Source organism: Streptomyces sp. NPDC051555, from assembly GCF_044454405.1.
In the GTDB taxonomy this organism is placed as follows: Bacteria; Actinomycetota; Actinomycetes; order Streptomycetales; family Streptomycetaceae; genus Streptomyces.
The window spans coordinates 32,291-56,310 of the sequence record NZ_JBITDP010000013.1 but is presented as its reverse complement, the minus strand read 5'-3'; the positions used below and the strand labels follow the sequence as shown (position 1 = coordinate 56,310).

The following is a 24,020-nucleotide window of genomic DNA, read 5'->3' as shown; positions in this document are numbered from 1 at the left end:
GGAGCGCTGTTTCACGTGAAACAGCGCTCACCGTTACGCCCCCTGCCCTCGCCCGCTGTCGCTCCCGAGGGGGACGGCCCCCGGAAGCGACGCGACGGCGCCGGTGTCAGTCGGCCAGCGGCAGGTAGACACGGTTGCCCGCGGCCGCGAACTCGGCGGACTTCTCCGCCATGCCCGCCTGGATCTCGTCGGCCTTCAGGTCCCCGCCGTGTTCGCGGCGGATGTCCTGGGAGATCTTCATCGAGCAGAACTTCGGACCGCACATGGAGCAGAAGTGCGCGGTCTTCGCCGGCTCGGCCGGCAGGGTCTCGTCGTGGAACGACCGCGCCGTGTCGGGGTCGAGCGCCAGGTTGAACTGGTCCTCCCAGCGGAACTCGAAACGCGCGTCGGACAGCGCGTCGTCCCACTCCTGTGCACCGGGGTGTCCCTTGGCCAGGTCGGCCGCGTGCGCGGCGATCTTGTAGGTGATGACTCCGGTCTTGACGTCATCACGGTTGGGCAGGCCCAGGTGCTCCTTGGGCGTCACGTAGCAGAGCATCGCGGTGCCCCACCAGGCGATCATCGCGGCGCCGATGCCCGAGGTGATGTGGTCGTAGGCGGGTGCGACGTCCGTGGTCAGCGGACCCAGGGTGTAGAACGGGGCCTCCTCGCAGATCTCCTGCTGAAGGTCGATGTTCTCCTTGATCTTGTGCATCGGGACGTGGCCCGGGCCCTCGATCATGGTCTGGACGTTGTGGCGCTTGGCGATCGTGTTCAGCTCGCCCAGCGTCCTCAGCTCCGCGAACTGCGCCGCGTCGTTGGCGTCCGCGATGGAACCCGGGCGCAGGCCGTCACCCAGCGAGTACGTGACGTCGTAGGCGGCCAGGATGTCGCAGAGTTCCTCGAAGTTCGTGTAGAGGAAGTTCTCCTTGTGGTGCGCGAGGCACCAGGCGGCCATGATCGAGCCGCCGCGGGACACGATGCCCGTCTTGCGGCGCGCGGTCAGCGGCACGTACGGCAGCAGCACGCCCGCGTGGACGGTCATGTAGTCGACGCCCTGCTCGGCCTGCTCGATGACCGTGTCCTTGTAGATCTCCCAGGTCAGGTCCTCGGCCCGGCCGTCGACCTTCTCCAGCGCCTGGTAGAGCGGGACGGTGCCGATCGGGACGGGGGAGTTGCGCAGCACCCACTCGCGGGTGGTGTGGATGTTGCGCCCGGTGGAGAGGTCCATGACCGTGTCGGCGCCCCACTTGGTGGCCCAGGTCATCTTGTCCACCTCCTCCTCGATGGAGGAGGTGACGGCCGAGTTCCCGATGTTGGCGTTGACCTTCACCAGGAAGCGCTTGCCGATGATCATCGGTTCGATCTCGGGGTGGTTCACGTTCGCGGGGAGGACGGCACGACCCGCCGCGATCTCTTCACGGACGACCTCGGGGGAGACGTTCTCGCGGATCGCGACGTACTCCATCTCCGGGGTGATCTCACCGCGGCGGGCGTACGCGAGCTGGGTGACGGCCTGGCCGTCGCGGCCCCGGCGGGGCAGGCGCGGGCGACCCGGGAAGACCGCGTCGAGGTTCTTGAGTCCGCCACGGGGCGAGGTGTGCTTGATGCCGTCGTCCTCGGGGCGCGCGGGGCGACCCGCGTACTCCTCGGTGTCACCGCGGCTGATGATCCAGTTCTCGCGCAGCGGCGCGAGGCCCCGGCGGACGTCGGTCTCGATCTGCGGGTCGGTGTACGGGCCGGACGTGTCGTAGAGCGTCACGTCCTTGCCGTTGGTGAGGTGCACCTGGCGAACCGGCACGCGGAGGTCCGGGCGGGAGCCCGCAACGTACCCCTTGTGCCAGCCGGGCTGGCGCTCTTCCTGGCCGTTGCTGTCCTGGCTGACGGCAGGCGTGTGTGCGTCCTGAATGGTCATGAGACCTATCTCCCTACGCCGGCATTACCCGGTAACAGGTTCGGCGGTCGGCGCAGCCTCTTCCCGTACGTGTCCACGTACGGTGATCAGCGCCCTCTCAGCCCGGTGCTCCGAGCTCCCGCGTTGTGCAAAGGTGCCCCCACGCTAGCGTCATCCTTGGCGTGCTGAACAGTGGGCCCCCTCATCTCTTGCGATGATCACTCGGTGACGTCCTCGCCGCAGCCCCCCACCGAGCCCACGGATCACACGGAGCACTCGGGCCATGCCCACCCTCCCCGCGGGTCCTCGCACGAACCGTCCGCCGGCGCGTCCCACGGGCACTCGCACTCGCACAGCCACGGCCCGGCGGCCCCCGTCTCGAAGCACTTGCGCAAGGTCATCGCGGCGGTCCTGATCCCCTTCGCCGCCGCCGTCCTCGTCGGCATGATCGTCCTGTGGCCGGGAGGCGCCCCCGCGCACGAGCGCACCGGAGTCGGCTTCGACCGACAGACCCAGCAGGGCAAGGTCGTGTCGATCGAGCTGGTCGACTGCAAGTCCGTCAACGCCGCCCAGGTCCCGCCGTCCAGTGGCACGTCCGCTCCCAAGGGGGGCAAGGCCGCCCCGTCCGGCGACTGCAAGAAAGCCACGGTCGAGATCGGCACCGGGCCCGATCGAGGACACCGGTTCGTCGAGATCGTCCAGCCGGGCGCACCACGGCAGTTGGAGACCGGCCAGGGGATCGTGGTGGCGTACGCACCGGCTGCTCCGCGCGACCTGCAGTACTCCGTGATCGACGTGAACCGGAAGCTTCCGCTGGCCCTGCTGGCCGGGATCTTTGCCGTCGCCGTGGTCGTGGTCGGCCGGCTGCGCGGCCTGTTCGCGCTGATCGCCCTCGCGGTCAGCTTCTCCGTGCTGACGCTCTTCATCCTGCCCGCCATCCTCCAGGGTTCGAACCCGCTGGTCGTGGGGGTGGTCGGCGCCAGCGCGATCATGCTGATCGCGCTCTACATGTGCCACGGCCTGACCGCCAGGACCTCGGTCGCCGTGCTCGGGACCCTGGCCTCGCTGCTGCTGATCGGGCTGTTGGGCTCGGTGTTCATCGGCTGGGCCTTCCTCAGCGGCAACACCGACGACAACACCGGGCTGATCCACGGGCTCTACCCGCACATCGACATGAGCGGCCTGCTGCTGGCAGGCGTGATCATCGGATCGCTCGGCGTGCTCGACGACGTGACGGTCACCCAGACGTCCGCGGTCTGGGAACTCCACCAGGCGGACCCGTCGATGGGGCCGCGCGCGCTGTACCGGGCGGGCATCCGGATCGGTCGCGACCACATCGCGTCCGTCGTCAACACCCTGGTACTCGCCTACGCGGGCGCCGCGTTGCCGCTACTCCTGCTGTTCTCCATCGCGAACAGCAGTGTGGGAGCGGTGGCCAACAGCGAGCTGGTGGCGGAGGAGATCGTACGGACCCTCGTGGGCTCGATCGGTCTCGTCGCCTCGGTCCCGGTGACCACGGCCCTGGCCGCACTCGTCGTCTCCGCCGACCGGCCGGGGTCCCCGACCGCCGGAGCGGCCTCGGGGCCGAGCCGCAGAGGGCGCGGTCGTCGCCGGAAGCGGTGACTCGGTGTGACGGCGTGACAGTGGCTCAGCCGGCGTTCTGCTCGTTCTGCCGGGCCTCGGCCAGGATCTTGTCCAACGCCTCCTCCAGGTTCTCCTCGAAATCACCGAGGTTGCGCTCCTGACCGAGCGGCACGATCCGGTCGGTGCGGTCGAGGAACGCCACCAGGGGCGCCGCACTCGCCCGGAACAGGGCCCGGTCCGTACCGACCTGAAGTCGGATGTGCACGTCCGACAGCTCCTCCGGATCACTGGGAGCGATGTGCACATCGCCGTCACCACACGGCTTGTTGATGCCGTCGAGAAGCAGTTCCCGACCGAACGCCCAGGTCACGGGCGCATCGCCGGGGAGGTGGAACGTCAGACGCACCGCGTAGGGGTCCCGTGCGTCGTACCGGAGTTCCACCGGGATCCGGAACGAAAGCTCCTCGGAAACGAGGAAGCTCATCATGACCTCTGCCTGTACCGACTCGCGCATTGACTACCCCGCTGTTGTGGAAGTGGCCAGGAATGGTCCCTCAAGGCCCTCTTGACAAGAGTGGTGTAAGCGCCGGGAGATCACAAGGAGTGAGTTTTCAGATACTGATAGAGAACGAAAGCGAGCTCAACAGCGCGCCTACTTCACTCCGTAGCCGTTCGAGCGCATAGGGCAACCGGCCTTCCAAGTGCAGCGGAAGGGAAATAGCCATGGTCGCAGCGGTGTCTCCGGCCGTGATGGGGATGGCCGCGCACACCGTGCCGAGAGAATATTCCTGACGCTCCGTAACCGGCTGCATCTTGCCCAGCGTTCCGATCTTCTGCTCCAGAGCGTGCACGTCCGAAACCGTGTACGGGGTGACGGGCTGGACCGGATGGCGGGCGTAGTGGTCCTTGCGGACCTTCTCGTCGAGCTGTCCCAGCAGGCACTGCCCGATGGCGTGCGCGTGGCCGGTCTCGCGGAAGGCGGCCCATTCCTCAACGGCTGGGCCGGTCGGCGTGTCCGAGACGCCGACGACCTCGATCTCACCTTCGCGGTAGACCGCGAAGTACACGGGGGCCCCGACCGTCTCGCGGAAGTGCGCGAGGGAGTCGAGGATCATGGTGCGACGTTTCTGCTGGAGTCCACCGCCGGCCAGTCGCCCGATGGCGTCCCCGAGGATGAACACCCCGCCCTCGCGGCGCAGATAACCCTCGTGGGTGAGGGTCCGCAGCAGGTGGTACGCGGTGGGGAGCGGCAGCCCCGCCTCGCGCGCCAGCTGCTTCGCCGGGGCTCCCTCACTATGGGAGCCGACCGCTTCGAGCAGCCTCAGGGCCCTTTGCACGGAGCCGATCAGAGTCGGCACACCGGCATTGTGAAGCGATGCCAAAGCTCACCCCCAGGCGTGGCGGCGGACCTTGGGGCCGGCCCGCTCGCGGGGGCCGCCCCCGCATGTCCGCGCTTCCTGGGGGTCGTGCTCGGCTGATACGTGAAGGCACCGCGGGTCAGAGCGGATCACCGGCGTCGGTACCCAGGAAAATGCACAGATTGCCACTGTATCGGCGGCCTCCTGCGGAACGAGCTGTCCAGGGCTCCATGTTCGCCCACCTGGGTTAATCCGCTGCGAAGCCGCTCCTACCAGTCGCTGGACGAGGACTTCGAACCGCCGCCGGCGAACTTCTTCACGACGAAGATCAGCCCGCCGACGAGGCCGACGAAGAGCAGCAACTTGAAGATCAAACCGATGAGGGCGGTGAGCAGGCCGCCGAAGACGAACAGCGCCAGCAGCGGAACCGCGACCCACTTAACCCACCAGGGCATACCTGCGAATGTCTCCCGGATGCCGTCCATGTCCTCAACCTCTTCCTGATGCGTGACTTCCTGACTCCGATGCTAGGAGGCGGTGAAACGCGATGGGGGCTCCAGATCCCTTGGAGTCCCCTGACCCGACCCCTAGGGGCCCCCACCCCCCTGACCACCGGGGAGTCAGGGGTCCACCGGCTCCAGGAGCGGGTCAGCCCTCCGGCGGCGAGAAGACGACCAGCACCTTCAGGTCCTCGGTGATGTGGTGGAAGCGGTGCGGGACTCCGGCCGGAACGTAGACCACGCCCCCGCGCGCCACCGTCGTCGTCTCTTCCCCGACGGTGATCGAGGCCCGACCACTGACGACGAAATAGACCTCGTCCTGGGCATGCGGCTGCTGGGGGTCGCTCTGCCCGGCGTCCAATGCGTACAGACCGACGGACATGTTCCGCTCCCGCAGGAACTGGAGGTAGGCCCCGTCATTGGCCAGTCGCTCGGCCTCTAGCTCGTCCAGCCGGAATGCCTTCATCGTTCTTACGCCCCTCGCGCTCTTTCGTGCCCTGGCTTCGGCTGTCGTGCTGATGTCCCAGCCGGATCTTCTCTGCAACGATCAGACACATGACGAATTTCGTAGTCAAGACGATCGCCAACGTCGCGGCCCTGGCCGTGGCGATCTGGCTGGTCCCCGACATCTCCCTCGACGACGGCAGCAGCATGGGTCACCGGACCCTCACCGTGATCGTGGTCGCCCTGGTCTTCGGCCTGGTCAACCTCATCGTCAAGCCCGTGGTGAAGCTGTTCTCGCTGCCCCTGTTCATCCTCACCCTCGGCCTGTTCACCCTGGTCGTGAACGCCCTGATGCTGCTCCTGACCTCCTGGTTGGCCGGAAAGCTCGACCTGTCCTTCCACGTCGAGGGCTTCTGGACCGCGGTCATCGGCGGCCTGATCATCTCCGTCGTCTCCTGGGCCGTGAACATGGTCCTGCCCGACAAGGACTGAGCGAGCTGCCCGTGTACCGCGTGTGCTTCGTCTGCACCGGCAACATCTGCCGCTCGCCCATGGCCGAGTCGGTCTTCCGCGCCCAGGTCGCCGATGCCGGGCTGAGCGACCTGGTCGAGGTCGACAGCGCCGGTACCGGGGGCTGGCACGAGGGCGACGGCGCCGACCCGCGCACGGTCTCCGTGCTGGCGGCCGCCGGATACGGACACGGACACCGGGCCCGGCAGTTCCGCACCTCGTGGTTCGGCCGCCTCGACCTCGTCATCGCGCTCGACACGGGACACCTGCGTGACCTGCGCCGGATGGCCCCGACCCGGGAGGACGCCGCCAAGGTCCGGCTCCTGCGGTCCTACGACCCGGCCGCCGACGGCCTCGACCTGGACGTACCGGACCCGTACTACGGATCCCTCGACGGGTTCGAGGCGTGCCTGGAGCTGGTCGAAGCAGCAGGACCCGGCCTGCTGGCAGCCGTCCGCACCGCGCTGAAGGAGCACACCCCGTGAACCCCCAGGACCGATCCCGCATCGGCGAAGGCACCCGCGCGGTGCGCGCCGGGCTGCCCGAGCCCGTCAAGAACGAACCGACCCTGCCGGGGCCGGTCTTCGCCGCCCACTTCCACCTGCCCGGCGACGTCGAGGGGCCGTACACCTACGGCCGCGACACCAACCCCACCTGGACCCTGCTCGAACGGGCCGTGGGGGAACTCGAAGCCCCGGGGGAGGAGGTGGAGACCGTCGTCTTCGCCTCGGGCATGGCGGCGGTGTCCGCCGTCCTGCTCTCCCAGACCCGCGCCGGCGACACCGTCGTCCTGCCGGACGACGGATACCAGGCCCTGCCGCTCGTCCGGGCCCAGCTGGAGGCGTACGGAGTCCACGTGCGCACCGCCCCGACCGCGGAGGAAGCACAGCTCGCCGTGATCGACGGGGCCCGGCTGCTCTGGATCGAGACCCCGTCCAACCCGGGGCTCGATGTCTGCGACGTACGGCGGCTGGTCGAGGCGGCCCGCGCGAACGGCACCCTGGTCGCCGTGGACAACACCCTCGCCACCCCACTGGGACAGCGCCCCCTGGCACTCGGCGCGGACTTCTCGGTCGCCAGCGGCACCAAGGGCCTCACCGGCCACGGTGACCTGCTCCTCGGCTACGTCAGCTGCCGCGACCCTGAGCTCGCCGCCCGGGTCCGTCTGTGGCGCAAGGTCGTCGGTGCGATCCCGGGACCCATGGAGGCCTGGTTGGCCCACCGCTCCCTGGCCACCTTGCAACTGCGGACCCACCGGCAGTGGGACAACGCCCTGGCGGTCGCCGAGGCGCTGGCCGAGCGCGCCGACGTCACCGGCCTGCGCTACCCGGGACTGCCCGATGACGCGTCCCACAAGACGGCCGCCCGGCAGATGGCGGGCTACGGCTCGGTGGTCTCCTTCACCCTGCCGGACCGGGCCCGTGCCGAACGGTTCATGAGCGCTCTGCACCTGGTGGAGGACGCCACGAGTTTCGGTGGGGTCCGCTCGACGGCCGAGCGGCGCCGCCGATGGGGCGGTGACGCCGTGTCGGAGGGGTTCATCCGCTTCTCCGCCGGTGCCGAGGACACCGAAGACCTCGTCGCGGACGTCCTGCGGGCCCTTGACGTCTCCGGTTCCGGGGCCTGACCGACGCGCGCGAGCGGTCCGAGCCTCCCCCCTGGTGGCTCGGACCGCCCCGGGTTCCCGCGTGAAGAACCACACGGAGAAGGCTAATTGACTCTCAGTCAGAGTCCAATCACGGTAGCGACAGGGAGCTAGCGACATATTTATAGTGGATGGCCTCACCGAGAGGGGTGGCCATGGACCTGGCGCTGCTGCGCACCTTCGTCGCCGTGCACCGGGCCGGCTCCTTCACCCGGGCCGCCGCGCTGCTGGGGCTCTCCCAGCCCGCCGTCACCTCGCAGATCCGCGCCCTCGAACGCCAGCTAGGGCGACCGCTGTTCCACCGCCAGTCCCGCGGCGTCACCTCCACCGCCATCGGCGACGAGCTGGCCCGCAAGGCGGCCCCGCACCTGGACGCCCTCCTGGAGATCGCCGGGACCCAGCAGGAAGCGGCCGGGGCGGTCCGCACCCTTCATCTGGCCGGGCCGCCGGAGTTCCTGTGCCTGCGCGTGCTCCCGGCGCTGGCGCCGCTCGTGGGCCAAGGGCAGAGCCTGCGCGCCTCCCTTCCCACGGAAGCGGCTCAGGTGCTGGAAGGTCTGGCCGCCTGCCAGTTCGACCTCGGGGTCACCACCACCCGCCCCCGCGGCTCGATGTTCACCGCGACCGCTCTGTGCGACGAGGAGCACGTCCTGGTCGCGGCTCCCTACTGGGCCGCGCTGATCGACCCCGAGCTGCTCCGCACCAAGGGCCCGGCCGCCATGGACGGAATTCCGCTCGTCGAAGTGCACGAGTCCCTGCCCCTGATCACGCGCTACTGGGCAGCGGTCTTCGACGCTCTCCCCACGGCCGCGGCCACCGTCGTCGCTCCCGACCTGCGGGCGGTCCTGGAGTGCGCGGCCACGGGCGGCGGACTGGCCGTACTGCCCCGCTACCTGTGCCAGGACGCCCTCGACAGCGGTCGGGTCGTCGCCCTCCTGGAGCCCGTCGTGCCGCCGCTGCGCACCTGGTTCCTCGTGGTGCGCGCGGGCAGTCTCGCCCTCGCGCACCTCGCGCGCGCCCACGACCACCTCCTGCGCGCCGCGGCGCATTGGTGACCCGATTCGCGGTGGCGCGTTTCAGAAGCGGAGTCCTGGGCCACGCTTCATCCATGACCGAACGTCCTGTGGTCAAACGCACCGCTCGCGCGATCCTGCTCGACGGTGACGATCTGATCCTGATCAAGCGCACCAGGCCCGGCGTCGATCCGTACTGGCTCACCCCCGGCGGCGGAGTGGAGTCCACGGACGCCACCGTCGTCGACGCCCTGCACCGAGAGGTCCACGAGGAACTCGGGGCCAAGATCACCGATGTGGTGCCCTGCTTCGTCGACACCGTCGAGCACATCGCCGTGGCCGGGGTGACCGGCGTCAAGGTGCAGCACTTCTTCGTCTGCCACCTCGAATCGATGGACCCCAGCCTGCGCCACGGGCCCGAGGTCGATCAGCCCGAGGGCGAGTACGAGATCGTCAGGGTGCCGTTCAGCCGCGTCGGCATCGCCGCCGTCCACCTCGTCCCACTGTCCCTGCGCCACTACCTCGACGGGAACATCGAGGGAGTCCGCGCCATGCACGCTCCCGACCTGGGCTGAGCCGGGCCCGGTGGGGGTCTCCGGCTCAGCCGGAGACCCCCACCGGCTCCTCGACCGAGTCGTACCGGATCCGGTCGCCCGGGATCCCGATCTGCTTGAGGGCGTCCACACCACTGCGGATCATTCCGGGCGGACCCGAGACGAAGGCGTCGTAGGAGTTCCACGGTCCGTGCTCACCGGCCGCCTGCGGCAACTGCCCGGCCAGACCGTCGCACACCACCGGCCGCACCGACAGCCACGGGTGCGAGCGCTGCATGCCCAGCAAGGTGTCCTTGTCGTAGAGGTCCCCGTCGCTGCGCGCTCCGAAGAAGACCTCCACCGGCCGGCGCTCGCCGTGTCCCGCGACGTCCTCGATCAATGCCTTGATCGGGGCGATGCCCGTGCCGCCCCCGAGGCACAGCATCCCGTTGTCCGTGGTGTGGTCGACCACCATCGAGCCCGCCGGCGGCCCCAGCCGCAGGACATCGCCCGGGCGGGCGTGGCGCACCAGCGCGTTGGAGACCCACCCCGCGGGGACGGCTTTGACGTGGAAGGACAGCAGGCCGTCCGAGCGCGGCGCCGAGGCGAAGGAGTAGTGCCTCCACACCCGCGGCCACCACGGGGTCTCCAGGCTCGTGTACTGCCCCGCCAGGAAGGGGTAGGGCTGATCGGGGCGGACCGTCAGTACGGCGATGTCAGGGGTGCGCAGTTCGTGGGAGACCACCTCGGCCTGCCAGGACGCGGGGGCCTTCTGCTCGTCCGCCGCTGCGGCGTCGATCATGATCTGGGAGATCGCGGTGTACGCCCGCACCCAGGCGGCTTCCGCCTCCGGGCCCCACGTTCGTTCCGCGAACCGGGCCAGCGCGCCGATCAAGGCCTCGCCCACGGCCGGGTAGTGCCCGGCCATCGTGCCGTACTTGCGGTGGCCGGTGCCCAGTCGGCTCAGATACGGGGCGAGCACCTGCGGATTGTCGATGTGTTCGGCAGCCGTGAGCAGGGCCTTCAGCAACCGTTCCCGCTGCACGTCCATGGCCACGGGGAACATCGACCGTAATTCCGGATGCCCCGTGAAGAGCAGGGCGTAGAAGTACGAAGTCACCTTGTCGGCTATCGGGCCGACCTCGGCGAGGGTCTTGCGGATGAGCACGGCATCGGGGGAAGGCTCGGTCGCGCCGCCCCCGGAGGGTATCCCGTCGGTCCCCCATCTGGCCGATCTGGTGGGCGGAGCGTCCATGCGGTGCCTCGCTTCGAGCATCTCGGTCGGTTTGCACGCGCCACGGCTTCGAATCCGTGGTTCCGGGCTTCGCAGCATGCCAGCCGATGGAGTGGCTTGCGGGGAAATGCGGAAAATCCGCAGTTCTCGCCGACCCTCCGCTTAAGATGCCTCGACCTTCGGGGCGAGCGTCCCGGCGAGCCGATATGCCTCTCGAAGATCCCTTCCTTCGTAGACGTACGTCGCCAGGGCTGCCACGTGGGGCCGCGCGTTGACCGCCACCGAGACCGGCAGCGCACCGAACAGCACCGCATCGGTCATGGAGTCCCCGTAGACGACACAGTCGCTCCGGCTCACTCCGAACCGGGCACAGAGCCGGTCCGCCACCTCCAGCTTGCCCTCCGGGGTCAAGATCCCCGTCACGTCCACGGGCCGGGTGAACGGCACCTCCGGGAAGACCGAGCCGTGCGCCGCGTGCGCACCCCACTCCAGCAGGAGTTCCACGAAGAACGACGGCGACAGGGAGACCACCGCGCAGTAGTCCCCGCACGCGCGGATCTCCTGCCACACCTCGCGAATGCCCTCGATCCACGGCGCACCGTCGAATGCCGCCCGGACGTGCGTCGGCGTCAGCTCCGTCCACAGCGTGTGCACTCCCACGGAGAACTCCTGGGGCCCGATCTCCCGCGCTCCGAAGGCCCTCTCCAGCTCCGCGATCTCGGCACCCAGGCCGAGCTGCCGTGAGATCTCGATCGGCGCCGCAGAGCCGAACATGAGCGTGCCGTCGAGGTCGAAGAGGTGCAGGCGAGTCATGAGAGGTGAGGCTAGTCCGTCCGTTTCACGTGAAACAGCGCGTTTCACGTGAAACAGCGGCTGGTTTCACGTGAAACATCCGCCTCCAAAACCTCTGGACGCTCCCCAGCCAGTGATCCAGGCTGGGCCGGTGACACCACCACAGCTCATCGATCTACCGATCCGCGCACTGACCCTGGACGATCTCCGGCGCTGCGCCGACCTCTCCGAAGACCGCGGGTGGCCTCGCGAGGACCACAAATGGGGCCTGCTCCTCGCCGCCGGAAGCGGTTACGGGGTCGACGCACCCGACGGGCAGGGCCTCGCAGCCGCGTGCGTCGTCACCCGGTACGGACAGACGTACGACACGGCGGAGCTGGCCGCCATCGGCATGGTCCTCATCGCCGAGCGGTACTCCCGTCGGGGACTGGGCCGCCGCCTGATGACGTACGTCTGTGACGACGTCCTCAAGGGCGTCCCGCTCACCCTCAACGCCACCCCGTACGGCCGGCCTCTCTACGAGGAACTCGGCTTCGCCACCACGGGCCGGGGCGAAATGCTCAAGGGCGCCTTCCGGCCCGACCCCGCGGTGCCCGGAACCGACACCTTCCCGGTCCGCCCGGCCACCGCGGAGGACCTCCCGCGGATCCTGCGGCTCGACGCGGAGGTCTTCGGCACCGACCGGACCCACATCATCGCCCGGCTGCCCGCCTTCGCGGACCGGCTGGTCGTCGCCGAGGACCGAACCGGCGCCCTCGTCGGGTACGCCGCCATCTGGCCGAACATGGACACCCATGTCGTCGGCCCACTGATCGCGCGCGACACCGCGGGCGCCCAGGCCCTCATCACGGCCCTCGCGGCGACGACCGACCGCCCCCTGCGCACGGACATCGACGTGCGCCACGAGGATCTGCGCGACTGGCTCAAGGACCGCGGTCTCGACTCGATCACTTTCAACACCGTCATGACCCGGGACCTCCCCGACCTGCCCGGAGACTGGACCCGCCGCTGGGCCCCGCTCACCGTGGCCGCGGGCTGAGAAAGGAACACCCCTCCATGAACGACCTGCCCCAGCTGGACATCCGGCCCGCCACCGAGGCCGACCTTCCCGTCATCGTCGCGATGCTCGCCGATGACCCGCTCGGTGCCACCAGGGAGTCCCCGGACGACCTCACCCCCTACACCGCGGCCCTCAAGCGACTCACGGACGACCCGAATCAGCACGTCGTGGTCGCCGTCCGCGGGGACCGGGTGGTCGGCACCCTCCAGCTGACCATCATCCCGGGCCTGTCCCGCAAGGGATCCACCCGTTCCATCGTCGAAGGCGTCCGCGTGCACGCCGACGAAAGGGGCAGCGGACTGGGCACGCTCTTCATCGAATGGGCGATCGAAAAGTCCCGGGCGGAGAACTGCCAGCTGGTGCAGCTCACCTCGGACGTCACCCGAACCGATGCCCACCGGTTCTACGAGCGGCTCGGCTTCGTCGCCTCGCACGTCGGCTTCAAGTACCAGCTCTGACGGTGCGCGGCCGGCGCAGCGCGCCGGCCGCTCGATCAGCCCACGCCGCGCCACCCCAGGGGATCGACGCCCCCGGGGACCGGCGCGGACGGGTCGTAGGGCGCACGGGTCAACACGAACGAACCGATGTCCAAGTGGCTCAGGGATCCGTCCTCGCGCCGCACCGCGTGCAAGGTCTCGCCCGCGTAATAGCCGCTCACCCCGGTCCAGTTCCCGTCCGCTGCCGCTCGGAACCGGGCCGCCCGTCCGGTCGCCGAGACCGGGCCGAGCGCCAAGGTCCCGTCCGCGGTCAGTCGGAGCGCGAACGGAGCCGCTCCCCAGTACCAGGGCCCCGTCAGCTCCAGGGCCACCTCGTCGGCTTCCCGGAAGGGCTTCCAGGGCTCGGGGATCCGCGGTTCCGCCTCCGCCACGATGCCCAGCAGTTCGGAGGCGACGAGCGCGACCGGCAGGCCGGAGGTGCAGTTCGCCAGGGCGACCACGGCGAGGTCGTCCGCCTCGCTCAGCCACAGGCAGGCGACGAATCCCGGGAGCGAACCGCTGTGCCCAGCCAGGGAGCGGCCGCCGGAGGCCATCAGCTGCATGCCCAGCCCGTACCCGCCCTCCGCGACGCCCGGCTCGGGCGGCGAGGCCGCCGTGCGCATCTCGCGCACCGTGTCCGCGGTCAGGACCCGCTCGTCACCCCGGGCGAGGAACACCGCGAAGCGGGCCAGATCCCGCGTCGTGGACCAGAGCTGCCCGGCCGGAGCCATGAGCCCGAGGTCCTCCAGCGGCTCCGGCAGCATCACGTCGGCCCAGGGGTGGACGGCCCAACCGCCCGCGTGCGGTGCCTGTGGCAGCACGGTGGTGCGCTCCAGCCCCAGCGGCTCCAGCACCTCGGCCCGGAGCACCTCGGCCCACGGCTTCCCGCGGACCGCCTCCACTAGCGATCCCAGCAGGGTGTAGCCCGGGTTGGAGTAGTGGTGGCGCTGCCCGGGCACGTGTCGGAACGGCTCCTCGCCCAGGACATCGGCCAGTTCGGGCCTCAGCGAACCCGGGCTGCGTTCCCACCACTGCCCGGGGGTCTCCGCCGCGAGGCCGCCCGTGTGGGCGAGCAGCTGAGCGATGGTCACCTCGCCGGCGCCGGTACCCGGGAGGTGCTTCTCCAGCGGGTCCTCCAGGCTCAACAGGCCTTCGTCGCGCAGCCGCAGCACGAGCACGGCGGTGAAGGTCTTGCTGATCGAACCGACCCGGTACTGCACGTCACCGTCGGGTCCGTGCCCGTCCACACAGGTACGGGAGCCCTCCCAGACGATCTCGCCGCCTCGGGCCACGGCGGCCACGATCGAGGGAGCCCGTCCCTCGCTCTGCGCGACGGCGAGGCGGTGGCGCAACGCCCGCCGGGTCGAGGGGAGCAGTTCCCGGTCTTCGGCCGTGCCTGCTGTGTCAACTGCGTCTACGGAACTCATGATCAGACTCTAGGTGTTGGCCATGTCCACGAACCGTGAGTAGTGGCCCTGGAAAGCGACCGTGATCGTCGCAGTGGGGCCGTTACGGTGCTTGGCCACGATCAGGTCCGCCTCACCGGCGCGGGGCGACTCCTTCTCGTACGCGTCCTCGCGGTGCAGCAGGATCACCATGTCGGCGTCCTGCTCGATGGAGCCGGACTCTCGAAGGTCGGAGACCATCGGCTTCTTGTCGGTGCGCTGTTCGGGACCACGGTTCAGCTGCGACAGCGCGATCACCGGGACCTCCAGCTCCTTGGCGAGCAGCTTGAGGTTTCGGGACATGTCCGAGACCTCCTGCTGGCGGCTCTCGGGGCGGCGCGAGCCACCGGCCTGCATCAGCTGCAGGTAGTCGATGACGACGAGCGACAGATCGTTTCGCTGCTTGAGCCGACGGCACTTCGCGCGGATCTCCATCATCGACAGGTTGGGGGAGTCGTCGATGTAGAGCGGGGCCGCGGAGACGTCCGGCATCCGGCGGGCCAGCCGGGTCCAGTCGTCGTCGGTCATGGTGCCCGAGCGCATGTGGTGCAGCGCCACCCGGGCCTCCGCCGAGAGCAGGCGCATCGCGATCTCGTTGCGCCCCATTTCGAGGGAGAAGATGACGCTGGGCAGGTTGGCCTTGATGGAGCAGGCCCGCGCGAAGTCGAGCGCGAGCGTGGACTTGCCCATGGCGGGGCGGGCGGCGATGACGATCATCTGGCCGGGGTGCAGACCGTTGGTCAGCGAGTCCAGGTCCGTGAAGCCGGTCGGGACTCCGGACATCTGGCCGCTGCGCGAGCCGATCGCCTCGATCTCGTCGAGGGCGCCTTCCATGATGTCGCCGAGCGGCAGGTAGTCCTCGGAGGTCCGCTGCTCGGTGACGGCGTAGATCTCGGCCTGGGCACTGTTGACGATCTCGTCGACGTCCCCGTCCGCCGCATAGCCCATCTGCGTGATCTTCGTACCGGCCGCGACCAGCCGGCGCAGGACCGCCCGCTCATGGACGATCTCCGCGTAGTACTCCGCGTTCGCCGCCGTCGGCACGGACTGGACCAGCGTGTGCAGGTACGACGCGCCGCCGACCTTGCTGATCTCGCCGCGCCGGGTGAGCTCCGCGCCGACCGTGATCGGGTCGGCGGGCTCGCCCTTCGCGTACAGGTCGAGGATCGCCTGGTAGATCGTCTCGTGCGAGGGGCGGTAGAAGTCGTGGCCCTTGAGGACCTCGACCACGTCGGCGATCGCGTCCTTCGAGAGCAGCATGCCGCCCAGGACCGACTGCTCGGCGTCCAGGTCCTGCGGCGGGACCCGCTCGAAGCCACCGCCTCCGCCGTCCCAGGAGCCGCCCTCACGGCCCCGCTCGGACTGCTCGTCCCCGCGGCCGCGGCCTTCACCGTTGCGGCGCGTACGGGCGGGCAGACGGTCACCGGGACCGCTGTCGGCCCAAGGGTCGTCCATGGGCTCGGGACTGCTCACCGGGCCGCCTCCTCCCGTCCGCAAAGCGGACCTTGCCGTGTCACTCTTTCTACGACACGGCTCTGACATTTGGGGCACCCGGATCGGCTCTCGGCGCGTCGGGCAACGCACCACGGTAGAGCCGCCGGCGACGTCAGCCAATCTTGTTATCCACAGGCTGTGTGGATGAGATGTGGATGACGAGCCGAATGCTGTGGGTAACTCGCCGGAAGCTGTGTACGGACCGGGGGACGACGCTGTGGACAAAATCACCCGCACCATCCCGGCACCCCCACTGACCTGGGATTTCGCCATACACGGGCGGCGTAGGAAAAATTTCTTCGCCGCTACCTCAAGATCGCCTCCAAAGGGGTGCGAAGAACGCCCAAGTCAGCGCCCCAGTAAGGATCCAAAGGGGCTTGTATCTATTACCTGTGGAAGATTAGATTGAGCACATGACACAGGCCACCGAGCCCCCGAAGGCTGCCCCGAGACGGCACGACCGCGAGATCTTCGCACTCGCCGTTCCCGCCTTCGGCGCACTCGTCGCCGAACCCCTCTTCGTCATGGCCGACAGTGCCATCGTGGGGCACCTCGGCACTCCCCAGCTCGCCGGCCTCGGAGTCGCCGCGGCCCTCCTGACGACCGCCGTGAGCGTCTTCGTCTTCCTCGCCTACGCCACCACCGCGGCGGTCGCCCGCCGGGTCGGAGCGGGCGACCTCCAAGCCGCCATCCGGCAGGGCATGGACGGCATCTGGCTCGCCCTCCTGCTCGGTGGAGGCGTCATCGCCCTCGTGCTGCCCACGGCTCCCTGGCTGATCTCGCTCTTCGGCGCCTCCGACACCGTGGCCCCGTACGCCGTCACCTATCTGCGCATCTCCGCCCTCGGTATCCCGGCCATGCTCGTGGTGCTCGCCGCCACCGGAGTGATCCGCGGCCTCCAGGACACGCGCACCCCCCTCTACGTCGCCATCGGCGGGTTCGCCCTCAACGGCGGCCTGAACGTGGCCCTGGTCTACGGCGCGGGCCTCGGCATCGCCGGTTCGGCGTGGGGCACGGTCATCGCCCAGTGCGCCATGGCCGCCGCCTACCTGATCGTCGTCGTCCGGGGAGCCCGTCGCCACCGCGCCTCCCTGCGGCCCGACGCCGCGGGCATCCGGGCCTGCGCACAGGCCGGGGTACCGCTGCTGGTGCGGACCCTGTCCCTACGGGCCGTCCTGATGATCGCGACGGCCGTGGCCGCCCGATTGGGTGATGCCGACATCGCGGCGCACCAGATCCTGCTCTCCCTGTGGAGTCTGCTCGCCTTCGCACTGGACGCGATCGCGATCGCCGGACAGGCCATCATCGGCCGGTACCTGGGCGCGGGCGACACCGAGGGGGCCAAGGCCGTGTGCCGCCGCATGGTGCAGTGGGGGATCGCCTCGGGAATCGTCCTCGGCATCCTGGTGGTCGCGGCCCGGCCCCTGTTCGTACCGCTCTTCACCGGCGACCCCACGGTCAAGGACGCCCTGCTGCCCGCCCTGCTCGTCGTGGCGGTCTCCCAGCCGGTCTCCGGCATCGTTTTCGTCCTCGACGGGGTCCTGATGGGCGCGGGCGACGGACGCTACCTCGCCGGTGCGATGGTCGTGACGCTGGCCGTCTTCACTCCGGCCGCCCTGCTCGTCCCCAGCATCGGTGGTGGCCTCACCACGCTCTGGTGGGCGATGACGCTGATGATGTTGGTCCGGATGGTCACGCTCCAGCTGCGGGCCCGCTCCGGCCGCTGGTTGGTCACGGGCGCCTCGCGCTGACCGCGGTCCACCGCCGCTGTTTCACGTGAAACGGATGGTTTCACGTGAAACAGCGTGTTTCACGTGAAACACCGTCGCCCGGAGGAGCTCCGACGTCGTTCGGGAACGACGAAGGGCCGTACCCCAAGGGGTACGGCCCTTCGTGTGCGGCACTTAGGCGGCGACGACCTCGACACCCAGGTTCGCGACGACCTCGGCGTGCAGACGCACGGAGACCTGGTACGAACCGAGGGTCTTGATCGGGGACGCCAGCTCGACGCGGCGCTTGTCGACCTTCGGACCACCGGAAGCCTCGATCGCCGTGGCGATGTCGGCCGGGGTCACGGAGCCGAAGAGGCGGCCGGTGTCACCCGAGCGGGTGGCCAGACGCACCTTGACGGCCTCGAGCTTGGCCTTGAACTCGTTGGCCTGCTCGATGGTCGCGATCTCGTGGATCTTGCGGGCGCGGCGGATCTGCGCCACGTCCTTCTCGCCACCCTTGGTCCAGCGGATCGCGAAACCACGCGGGACCAGGTAGTTGCGAGCGTAGCCGTCCTTGACGTCGACGACGTCGCCGGCAGTTCCGAGGCCAGAGACCTCGTGGGTCAGGATGATCTTCATTATTCGGTCACCCTTTCCTTATCGCGCGGTGGACGTGTAGGGCAGCAGCGCCATCTCACGGCTGTTCTTGACTGCCGTGGCGACGTCACGCTGGTGCTGCGTGCAGTTGCCGGTGACGCGGCGGGCACGGATCTTGCCGCGGTCGGAAATGAACTTCCGCAGCATGTTCGTGTCCTTGTAGTCCACGTACACGGTCTTGTCCTTGCAGAACGCGCAGACCTTCTTCTTAGGCTTGCGCACAGGCGGCTTCGCCATTGTGTCTCTCCTGTGTGATCAAGAAGTGGGGTAGAGCTGCCCTTAGAAGGGCGGCTCGTCCGAGTAGCCGCCGCCGGAGCCGCCGGAGCCACCGGAGCTTCCGCCCCAGCCACCCCCGCCGCCCTGCTGCTGCTGGCCGCCGGCCGGCGCGCTGGACGCCCACGGGTCGTCGGAAGGTGCTCCGCCGCCCTGCTGGCCGCCGCTGGGGGCTCCGCCCCAGTTGCCACCGCCGCCGCCCTGCTGGCCGCCGCCGGCACCGCCGGCACCGCCGGCACCGCCGCCGTAGCCACCCTGGCCGCCGCGACCCGTGGTCTTGGTGACCTTGGCCGTGGCGCTCTTCAAGCTGGGGCCGACTTCCTCGACGTCCAGCTCGTAGACCGTGCGCTTGACACCCTCACGGTCCTCGTAGGACCGCTGGCGCAGCCGGCCCTGAACGACGACACGCATGCCCCGCTGAAGGGACTCTGCGACGTTCTCGGCCGCCTGCCGCCACACCGAGCAGGTCAGGAACAGGCTCTCGCCGTCCTTCCACTCATTGGTCTGGCGGTCGAAGGTGCGGGGAGTGGACGCGACACGGAACTTCGCGACCGCCGCACCCGAGGGGGTGAAGCGCAGCTCGGGGTCGTCGACGAGATTGCCGACGACCGTGATGACGGTCTCGCCTGCCATGGATGAACCTCTCGGCGGGTTTTGCTGCTGGCTGCTTGTGCTACTCGAAATCCCGATTACCGCTGAACTGGGAAGTTCAGTGGGTCTCGGGACGGAGGACCTTGGTCCGGAGGACCGACTCGTTCAGGTTCATCTGTCGGTCGAGCTCCTTGACGACCGCAGGCTCGGCCTGAAGGTCGATGACCGAGTAGATGCCCTCGGGCTTCTTCTTGATCTCGTAAGCGAGACGACGACGGCCCCAGGTGTCGACCTTCTCGACCTTTCCGTTGCCCTCACGGACGACAGAAAGGAAGTTCTCGATCAGCGGGGAGACAGCGCGCTCCTCGAGATCGGGGTCGAGGATGACCATCACTTCGTAGTGACGCATGTGGAACCCACCTCCTTTGGACTCAGCGGCCACGGTCGTTCCGTGGCAGGAGGGTCGTGATGCGTAATCGCACCGGGTCCGAGCGAACGGACACAGGTGCAGACCGTACAGAGTACCTGCTCCCCTCCTTCCGGTTGAAATCCGGCACCTGGAGGCCACACCCTGTACCCATCGGGTGTGCTCGGCGCTATGCCCCCGGCTCCGCCGGACGGCTGCTCCGCTGCACCGCTCTGCGTCAGCCAGGAGGTGCCTTCCGATGGCACAGGCAATGCGACCCCAGTCGTCCATCTCGCTCTTCTCCACCGACGGCAAGCCCCACCCGCTGCAGGACACCCTTGTGGCGGTCACCCTGATCCTCGGCATCGTGGCGTTCGTCACGGCGTTCTTCCACAATCTGCACCTGCTCAGCTCCTGGACCGGGCTGATCGGCATCCTCACCGGCGCCTACGGACAGTTCATCTCGGCCACGACACGCGAACGCTTCGCACTGATCGTCGGCCTGGGAGCCTCCGCGGTCGGGTTCTATCTCGCCATGGCGCACGGCGGTCTCTTCGGGTAGCCGGGCACCTCCGCGACAGGGCGCCGGCCGGCCCTCGGCCCGGACCGGGTCCGTCCCCCAGATGGGTGGCGCCCTTGTCGCAGTAGGCTTCGCGCCATAGCCAGCGAAGCCGCCTAGGAGACGCCCCGCATGAGCCTGTCCCTGAGGACCATCAGCCGAGAGCAGCATCTGGCATACCTCCAGAGCCTGCCCTCGGCGAGCCACTGCCAGGTTCCGGCGTGGGCCGACGTGAAGAACGAATGGCGTTCGGAGAACCTCGGTTGGTTCGACAACTCCGGTGAACTCGTCGGTGCCGCACTGGTGTTGTACCGGCAGTTGCCCAAGGTGAAGCGGTACCTCGCGTACCTTCCCGAGGGCCCCGTCATCAACTGGTACGCCCCGAATCTGGAGGAATGGCTCCAGCCGATGCTGGCGCACCTGAAGCAGCAGGGCGCCTTCACCGTGAAGATGGGCCCGCCCGTCGTCATCCGCCGCTGGAACTCGACGGCCATCAAGGCCGGCATCCAGGATCCGGATGTCAAGCGCCTGCGCGACGTGCAGGCCTCGGTCATCGAGCCCCGCGCCTTCGAGGTGTCCGACAAGCTGCGCCGCATGGGGTGGCAGCAGGCCGAGGACGGCGGCGCCGGCTTCGGTGACGTCCAGCCGCGCTACGTCTTCCAGGTCCCCCTCGCCGAACGCTCCCTGGACGACGTCCTCAAGGGCTTCAACCAGCTGTGGCGCCGCAACATCAAGAAGGCCGAGAAGGCCGGCGTAGAGGTCGTCCAGGGCGGTTACGAGGACCTGCCCACCTGGCAGCACCTCTACGAGATCACCGCCGAGCGCGACAAGTTCCGCCCGCGCCCGCTCAGCTACTTCCAGCGCCAGTGGACGGCCCTCAACTCCGAGGACCCGAACCGGATGCGCCTGTACATCGCCACGCACGAAGGAGAGCCGCTGGCCGCCGCCACGATGCTCACCGTCGGCCAGCACGTCTGGTACTCGTACGGCGCCTCCGCGAACCACAAGCGCGAGGTCCGCCCGTCGAACGCGATGCAGTGGCGCATGCTGCGCGACTCCTACGCGCTCGGCGCGAGCGTGTACGACCTGCGCGGCATCAGCGACACACTGGACGAGAACGACCACCTGTTCGGCCTGATCCAGTTCAAGGTCGGCACGGGCGGCGAAGCCGTCGAGTACGTCGGCGAATGGGACTTCCCGCTCAACAAGATGCTGCACAAGGCGCTCGACATCTACATGTCCCGCCGCTGATTCCCACCCCACCCCCGCTGCACCGCGCAGTTCATTTCTAGAGAGGTTCCGGACGGGCATGGCGCTCACGCTCTACGTCGACACCGCGCGCTGGCGTGCGCACCAGAAGCAGATCCAGGATCAGTTCCCCGGGCTGATCCCGGTCTGCAAGGGCAACGGCTACGGCTTCGGCCACGAGCGGCTGTGCGAAGAGGCGACCCGCATGGGCGCCGACATCCTGGCCGTGGGAACGACGTACGAAGCCGCCGCGATAAAGGATCTGTTCGGCGGGGACCTGCTGGTCCTCACCCCGTTCCGACGGGGCGAGGAGCCGGTGCCGCTGCCCGACCGGGTCATCCGCTCGGTGTCCTCCGTGGACGGGGTGCGCGGCCTGGTCGGCGCCCGTGTCGTCATCGAGTGCATGAGCTCGATGCGCCGCCACGGGATCTCCGAACACGACCTGGGGCAGCTGCACTCGGCGATCGAGGACGTGCGGCTGGAGGGCTTCGCCCTGCACCTGCCGCTGGACCGCCCCGACGGTTCCGACGCCGTCGAAGAGGTCATCGCCTGGATGGACCGGCTGCGCGCGGCCAGGCTGCCGCTGCACACGATGTTCGTCAGCCACCTGCGGGCCGAGGAGCTGACGCGGCTGCGCCAGCAGTTCCCGCAGACCCGGTTCCGGGCCCGGATCGGCACCCGGCTGTGGCTGGGCGACCACGAGGCGACCCAGTACCGCGGCGCCGTACTGGACGTCACGCGCGTCTCCAAGGGCGACCGCTTCGGTTACCGCCAGCAGAAGGCCGCCTCGGACGGCTGGCTGGTGGTCGTGGCGGGCGGCACCTCGCACGGCGTGGGTCTGGAGGCTCCCAAGGCCCTGCACGGTGTGATGCCGCGCGCCAAGGGGGTCGCCCGGGCCGGGCTGGCCACCGTGAACAGGAACCTGTCGCCCTTCGTGTGGGCGGGCAAGCAGCGCTGGTTCGCGGAGCCCCCGCACATGCAGGTGTCGATCCTGTTCGTGCCCTCGGACGCGACCGAGCCGCGCGTGGGCGACGAGCTGGTGGCCCACCTGCGGCACACCACGACCCAGTTCGACCGGGCGCTCGACGCCTGATTGCGGGTACGGGTGCCTGCCGGGATCAATCCCGGTAGGCACCCCACTCGACCCGCTGTCCCTCCGAGGGCGTCGCATCCTGCGGCGCCCTCGCGGCGTGGGAGAGCACGAACGCGTCCTCGGCGCCGTCCAGGACGCCGCCCGAGGGGTCGTCCGAGCCGTCCTGGCGCACCACGTCCCGCTCGGGGAGCAGGATGTCCCGCACGATCACGGCGCAGAGGTACAGGGTGCCGAGCAGGTGCGCGGCGATGGCCAGCTGGTAGCCCTCGATGGGCAGGCCCTGGTGCTTCTCCCCGCTGGTCGTGTAGGCGAGGTAGGACCAGATCCCGAGGAAGTACATGACCTCACAGGCCTGCCAGATGAGGAAGTCGCGCCAGCGCGGTCGGGCGAGGGCGGCCAGCGGGATGAGCCACAGCACGTACTGCGGCGAATAGACCTTGTTGGCCAGGATGAAGACGGCGACGACGAGGAACACCAGCTGGGCGAAGCGGGGGCGCCGGGGGGCGGTGAGCCCGAGCAACCCGATGGCGCCGCAGAGCAGCAGGGTCAGGCCCGTCGCATAGGTGTTCGCGCCCTCCAGCGGGTTCCCGGAGCGCTGGGAGATCAACAGCCACACCGACCCGAAGTCGATCGGACGTTCCTGGCTGAAGGTGTAGAACTTCGACCAGCCGTCCCAGGCGTAGAGCATGACGGGCAGGTTCACCACGAGCCAGGATCCCACCGCGCCGAGGGCGACCAGTGCGAACGCGCGCCACTTGCCGGCCCGCCAGCACAGGACGAACAACGGTCCGAGCAGCAGTACGGGGTAGAGCTTGGCGGCGGTGGCCAGGCCGATCAGGATGCCGAAGGCCAGTGCCCGACCGCGGGACCACATGAGCATCCCGGCGGCGGTCAGCGCGATGGCCAACAGGTCCCAGTTGATCGTCGCGGTCAGCGCGAAGGCGGGCGCGAGGGCGAAGAGCAGGGCGTCCCAGGGACGGCGGCGGTGCGTCCGGGCGACACAGACCGCGATGACGGCGGCGCAGGCCATCAGCATGCCCGCGTTGACCATCCAGTACATCTGCTCGCGGTGCTGCATGGAGCCGCCGGTGGGCGTGAGCCAGGACGCGACCTGCATGAAGAGCCCGGTGAGCACGGGGTACTCGAGGTATTGCATGTCGCCGGTGAGCCGGTCGAAGTACGGCGTCAGACCGTCGGCGAAGCCGCGCACGACGTACAGGTGCGGGATGTCGGAGTAGCAGGCGTGGGTGTACTGCGAGCCCGCGCCGCGGAACCACGCCCAGTCGTAGCAGGGCAGCTTCTGCACCATCCCGAGCGCGAACATGCCGATCGCCACCAGGACGATGACGCGCACGGGGCTCAGCCAGTGCCCGCCCAGCCGCGCGTACCTGCCCATCGGTCCGCCGATCAGCTCGCTGCCGGCCGCCGCGACCTCGTCCTGCTGGGTCGGCAGTACGGGGCGGTCCTCGTGCACCTTCGTCATGCGCTCATCCTGCCGTACGGGGCTGTGAACGTGCCGAGGG

General features: G+C 69.1%; 26 protein-coding genes and 1 riboswitch. Of the genes, 12 read left to right on the top strand and 14 right to left on the bottom strand.

Going from position 1 to position 24,020, the window contains the following annotated elements:
• Positions 1 to 106: 106 nt before the first annotated feature.
• Positions 107 to 1,894, bottom strand: coding sequence for a phosphomethylpyrimidine synthase ThiC (gene thiC, locus ACIBEA_RS25065; RefSeq protein WP_399264512.1), 1,788 nt, complete (start codon positions 1,892 to 1,894; stop codon positions 107 to 109).
• Positions 1,888 to 2,026: riboswitch (TPP riboswitch) on the bottom strand. It overlaps the preceding gene by 7 nt.
• 39 nt (positions 2,027 to 2,065) lie before the next feature.
• Here thiC and ACIBEA_RS25060 point away from each other — a divergent pair.
• Positions 2,066 to 3,496 (top strand): YibE/F family protein, encoded by a 1,431-nt coding sequence (locus ACIBEA_RS25060; protein WP_399264511.1) that lies wholly within the window; start codon positions 2,066 to 2,068, stop codon positions 3,494 to 3,496.
• A 25-nt stretch (positions 3,497 to 3,521) separates the two neighbouring features.
• Here ACIBEA_RS25060 and ACIBEA_RS25055 read toward each other — a convergent pair whose 3' ends face one another.
• The 4 genes from ACIBEA_RS25055 to ACIBEA_RS25040 form a co-directional block, all read right to left on the bottom strand.
• Positions 3,522 to 3,971, bottom strand: a complete 450-nt coding sequence (locus tag ACIBEA_RS25055) for an SsgA family sporulation/cell division regulator (RefSeq protein WP_399264509.1) — start codon at positions 3,969 to 3,971, stop codon at positions 3,522 to 3,524.
• Positions 3,972 to 4,068: 97 nt separating this feature from the next.
• Positions 4,069 to 4,806: an IclR family transcriptional regulator gene (locus ACIBEA_RS25050; protein ID WP_399264814.1), complete on the bottom strand. Its 738-nt coding sequence runs from the start codon at positions 4,804 to 4,806 to the stop codon at positions 4,069 to 4,071.
• 278 nt (positions 4,807 to 5,084) lie between these two features.
• Complete coding sequence (locus tag ACIBEA_RS25045) at positions 5,085 to 5,291, bottom strand: DUF5326 family protein (RefSeq protein WP_399264812.1); 207 nt, start codon at positions 5,289 to 5,291, stop codon at positions 5,085 to 5,087.
• 172 nt (positions 5,292 to 5,463) lie between these two features.
• Positions 5,464 to 5,781, bottom strand: coding sequence for a cupin domain-containing protein (locus tag ACIBEA_RS25040; protein WP_330331521.1), 318 nt, complete (start codon positions 5,779 to 5,781; stop codon positions 5,464 to 5,466).
• An 89-nt stretch (positions 5,782 to 5,870) separates the two neighbouring features.
• Here ACIBEA_RS25040 and ACIBEA_RS25035 point away from each other — a divergent pair, with 89 nt between their 5' ends.
• The 5 genes from ACIBEA_RS25035 to ACIBEA_RS25015 all read left to right on the top strand — a co-directional run bounded on the left by ACIBEA_RS25035 (position 5,871) and on the right by ACIBEA_RS25015 (position 9,499).
• On the top strand, positions 5,871 to 6,251 hold the full coding sequence (locus ACIBEA_RS25035; protein ID WP_399264506.1) for a phage holin family protein: 381 nt from the start codon (positions 5,871 to 5,873) through the stop codon (positions 6,249 to 6,251).
• Positions 6,252 to 6,310: 59 nt separating this feature from the next.
• Positions 6,311 to 6,754, top strand: a complete 444-nt coding sequence (locus ACIBEA_RS25030; RefSeq protein ID WP_399264810.1) for a low molecular weight protein-tyrosine-phosphatase — start codon at positions 6,311 to 6,313, stop codon at positions 6,752 to 6,754.
• Positions 6,751 to 7,896: a cystathionine gamma-lyase gene (locus tag ACIBEA_RS25025; RefSeq protein ID WP_399264504.1), complete on the top strand. Its 1,146-nt coding sequence runs from the start codon at positions 6,751 to 6,753 to the stop codon at positions 7,894 to 7,896. Before ACIBEA_RS25030 ends, ACIBEA_RS25025 begins: the two co-directional genes overlap by 4 nt.
• A gap of 173 nt (positions 7,897 to 8,069) precedes the next feature.
• On the top strand, positions 8,070 to 8,966 hold the full coding sequence (locus ACIBEA_RS25020; protein WP_399264808.1) for a LysR family transcriptional regulator: 897 nt from the start codon (positions 8,070 to 8,072) through the stop codon (positions 8,964 to 8,966).
• A gap of 53 nt (positions 8,967 to 9,019) precedes the next feature.
• On the top strand, positions 9,020 to 9,499 hold the full coding sequence (locus tag ACIBEA_RS25015; RefSeq protein WP_399264502.1) for an NUDIX domain-containing protein: 480 nt from the start codon (positions 9,020 to 9,022) through the stop codon (positions 9,497 to 9,499).
• Between the two features lie 25 nt (positions 9,500 to 9,524).
• Here ACIBEA_RS25015 and ACIBEA_RS25010 read toward each other — a convergent pair whose 3' ends face one another.
• Positions 9,525 to 10,835 (bottom strand): globin domain-containing protein, encoded by a 1,311-nt coding sequence (locus ACIBEA_RS25010; RefSeq protein WP_399264806.1) that lies wholly within the window; start codon positions 10,833 to 10,835, stop codon positions 9,525 to 9,527.
• Positions 10,836 to 10,853: 18 nt separating this feature from the next.
• A complete protein-coding gene (locus ACIBEA_RS25005) occupies positions 10,854 to 11,504 on the bottom strand; it encodes an HAD family hydrolase (protein WP_399264500.1) in 651 nt (216 codons plus the stop codon).
• A gap of 130 nt (positions 11,505 to 11,634) precedes the next feature.
• Between ACIBEA_RS25005 and ACIBEA_RS25000 the strand changes: the two genes are divergently transcribed.
• Together ACIBEA_RS25000 and ACIBEA_RS24995 are read left to right on the top strand one after the other, a co-directional pair.
• Positions 11,635 to 12,522: a GNAT family N-acetyltransferase gene (locus tag ACIBEA_RS25000; RefSeq protein WP_399264498.1), complete on the top strand. Its 888-nt coding sequence runs from the start codon at positions 11,635 to 11,637 to the stop codon at positions 12,520 to 12,522.
• 26 nt (positions 12,523 to 12,548) lie between these two features.
• Positions 12,549 to 13,001, top strand: coding sequence for a GNAT family N-acetyltransferase (locus ACIBEA_RS24995; protein WP_399264804.1), 453 nt, complete (start codon positions 12,549 to 12,551; stop codon positions 12,999 to 13,001).
• A 35-nt stretch (positions 13,002 to 13,036) separates the two neighbouring features.
• Here ACIBEA_RS24995 and ACIBEA_RS24990 read toward each other — a convergent pair whose 3' ends face one another.
• The gene (locus tag ACIBEA_RS24990) at positions 13,037 to 14,446 is read right to left on the bottom strand and encodes a serine hydrolase domain-containing protein (protein WP_399264496.1); all 1,410 of its coding nucleotides are present in this window, start codon (positions 14,444 to 14,446) and stop codon (positions 13,037 to 13,039) included.
• A 9-nt stretch (positions 14,447 to 14,455) separates the two neighbouring features.
• Positions 14,456 to 15,919 (bottom strand): replicative DNA helicase, encoded by a 1,464-nt coding sequence (gene dnaB, locus ACIBEA_RS24985; protein WP_399264802.1) that lies wholly within the window; start codon positions 15,917 to 15,919, stop codon positions 14,456 to 14,458.
• A 452-nt stretch (positions 15,920 to 16,371) separates the two neighbouring features.
• Between dnaB and ACIBEA_RS24980 the strand changes: the two genes are divergently transcribed.
• A complete protein-coding gene (locus ACIBEA_RS24980) occupies positions 16,372 to 17,709 on the top strand; it encodes an MATE family efflux transporter (protein WP_399264493.1) in 1,338 nt (445 codons plus the stop codon).
• Between the two features lie 153 nt (positions 17,710 to 17,862).
• On the opposite strand, the gene rplI is transcribed toward ACIBEA_RS24980, so the two are convergent.
• From rplI to rpsF, 4 genes are all read right to left on the bottom strand, one after another.
• Positions 17,863 to 18,309 carry a 50S ribosomal protein L9 gene (gene rplI, locus ACIBEA_RS24975; protein WP_399264490.1) on the bottom strand — a complete coding sequence of 149 codons (447 nt, stop codon included), beginning with the start codon at positions 18,307 to 18,309 and terminating at the stop codon, positions 17,863 to 17,865.
• An 18-nt stretch (positions 18,310 to 18,327) separates the two neighbouring features.
• Complete coding sequence (gene rpsR, locus ACIBEA_RS24970) at positions 18,328 to 18,564, bottom strand: 30S ribosomal protein S18 (protein ID WP_003956534.1); 237 nt, start codon at positions 18,562 to 18,564, stop codon at positions 18,328 to 18,330.
• 42 nt (positions 18,565 to 18,606) lie between these two features.
• Positions 18,607 to 19,233: a single-stranded DNA-binding protein gene (locus tag ACIBEA_RS24965; protein WP_399264488.1), complete on the bottom strand. Its 627-nt coding sequence runs from the start codon at positions 19,231 to 19,233 to the stop codon at positions 18,607 to 18,609.
• Positions 19,234 to 19,309: 76 nt separating this feature from the next.
• Positions 19,310 to 19,600 carry a 30S ribosomal protein S6 gene (gene rpsF, locus ACIBEA_RS24960; RefSeq protein WP_004950685.1) on the bottom strand — a complete coding sequence of 97 codons (291 nt, stop codon included), beginning with the start codon at positions 19,598 to 19,600 and terminating at the stop codon, positions 19,310 to 19,312.
• A gap of 256 nt (positions 19,601 to 19,856) precedes the next feature.
• Here rpsF and ACIBEA_RS24955 point away from each other — a divergent pair, with 256 nt between their 5' ends.
• The 3 genes from ACIBEA_RS24955 to ACIBEA_RS24945 all read left to right on the top strand — a co-directional run bounded on the left by ACIBEA_RS24955 (position 19,857) and on the right by ACIBEA_RS24945 (position 22,497).
• Positions 19,857 to 20,159 carry a hypothetical protein gene (locus ACIBEA_RS24955; protein ID WP_351038210.1) on the top strand — a complete coding sequence of 101 codons (303 nt, stop codon included), beginning with the start codon at positions 19,857 to 19,859 and terminating at the stop codon, positions 20,157 to 20,159.
• Between the two features lie 129 nt (positions 20,160 to 20,288).
• A complete protein-coding gene (locus ACIBEA_RS24950; RefSeq protein WP_399264485.1) occupies positions 20,289 to 21,407 on the top strand; it encodes a lipid II:glycine glycyltransferase FemX in 1,119 nt (372 codons plus the stop codon).
• A 58-nt stretch (positions 21,408 to 21,465) separates the two neighbouring features.
• Positions 21,466 to 22,497, top strand: a complete 1,032-nt coding sequence (locus ACIBEA_RS24945; protein ID WP_354378859.1) for an alanine racemase — start codon at positions 21,466 to 21,468, stop codon at positions 22,495 to 22,497.
• Positions 22,498 to 22,522: 25 nt separating this feature from the next.
• Here ACIBEA_RS24945 and ACIBEA_RS24940 read toward each other — a convergent pair whose 3' ends face one another.
• A complete protein-coding gene (locus ACIBEA_RS24940) occupies positions 22,523 to 23,980 on the bottom strand; it encodes a glycosyltransferase family 87 protein (RefSeq protein WP_399264483.1) in 1,458 nt (485 codons plus the stop codon).
• Positions 23,981 to 24,020 lie beyond the last annotated feature (40 nt).

Bases quoted from the DNA above. Each gene is read 5' to 3' on its own strand.
- ACIBEA_RS24990 (WP_399264496.1), bottom strand. From the start codon at position 14,446: ATGAGTTCCGTAGACGCAGTTGACACAGCAGGCACGGCCGAAGACCGG.
- ACIBEA_RS25020 (WP_399264808.1), top strand. From the start codon at position 8,070: ATGGACCTGGCGCTGCTGCGCACCTTCGTCGCCGTGCACCGGGCCGGC.
- ACIBEA_RS25055 (WP_399264509.1), bottom strand. From the start codon at position 3,971: ATGCGCGAGTCGGTACAGGCAGAGGTCATGATGAGCTTCCTCGTTTCC.
- ACIBEA_RS25015 (WP_399264502.1), top strand. From the start codon at position 9,020: ATGACCGAACGTCCTGTGGTCAAACGCACCGCTCGCGCGATCCTGCTC.
- ACIBEA_RS24955 (WP_351038210.1), top strand. From the start codon at position 19,857: ATGGCACAGGCAATGCGACCCCAGTCGTCCATCTCGCTCTTCTCCACC.
- rpsF (WP_004950685.1), bottom strand. From the start codon at position 19,600: ATGCGTCACTACGAAGTGATGGTCATCCTCGACCCCGATCTCGAGGAG.
- ACIBEA_RS25005 (WP_399264500.1), bottom strand. From the start codon at position 11,504: ATGACTCGCCTGCACCTCTTCGACCTCGACGGCACGCTCATGTTCGGC.
- ACIBEA_RS24950 (WP_399264485.1), top strand. From the start codon at position 20,289: ATGAGCCTGTCCCTGAGGACCATCAGCCGAGAGCAGCATCTGGCATAC.
- ACIBEA_RS25040 (WP_330331521.1), bottom strand. From the start codon at position 5,781: ATGAAGGCATTCCGGCTGGACGAGCTAGAGGCCGAGCGACTGGCCAAT.
- dnaB (WP_399264802.1), bottom strand. From the start codon at position 15,919: ATGGACGACCCTTGGGCCGACAGCGGTCCCGGTGACCGTCTGCCCGCC.
- rplI (WP_399264490.1), bottom strand. From the start codon at position 18,309: ATGAAGATCATCCTGACCCACGAGGTCTCTGGCCTCGGAACTGCCGGC.
- thiC (WP_399264512.1), bottom strand. From the start codon at position 1,894: ATGACCATTCAGGACGCACACACGCCTGCCGTCAGCCAGGACAGCAAC.
- ACIBEA_RS25030 (WP_399264810.1), top strand. From the start codon at position 6,311: ATGGCCGAGTCGGTCTTCCGCGCCCAGGTCGCCGATGCCGGGCTGAGC.
- rpsR (WP_003956534.1), bottom strand. From the start codon at position 18,564: ATGGCGAAGCCGCCTGTGCGCAAGCCTAAGAAGAAGGTCTGCGCGTTC.
- ACIBEA_RS24940 (WP_399264483.1), bottom strand. From the start codon at position 23,980: ATGACGAAGGTGCACGAGGACCGCCCCGTACTGCCGACCCAGCAGGAC.
- ACIBEA_RS25035 (WP_399264506.1), top strand. From the start codon at position 5,871: ATGACGAATTTCGTAGTCAAGACGATCGCCAACGTCGCGGCCCTGGCC.
- ACIBEA_RS24945 (WP_354378859.1), top strand. From the start codon at position 21,466: ATGGCGCTCACGCTCTACGTCGACACCGCGCGCTGGCGTGCGCACCAG.
- ACIBEA_RS24965 (WP_399264488.1), bottom strand. From the start codon at position 19,233: ATGGCAGGCGAGACCGTCATCACGGTCGTCGGCAATCTCGTCGACGAC.
- ACIBEA_RS24980 (WP_399264493.1), top strand. From the start codon at position 16,372: ATGACACAGGCCACCGAGCCCCCGAAGGCTGCCCCGAGACGGCACGAC.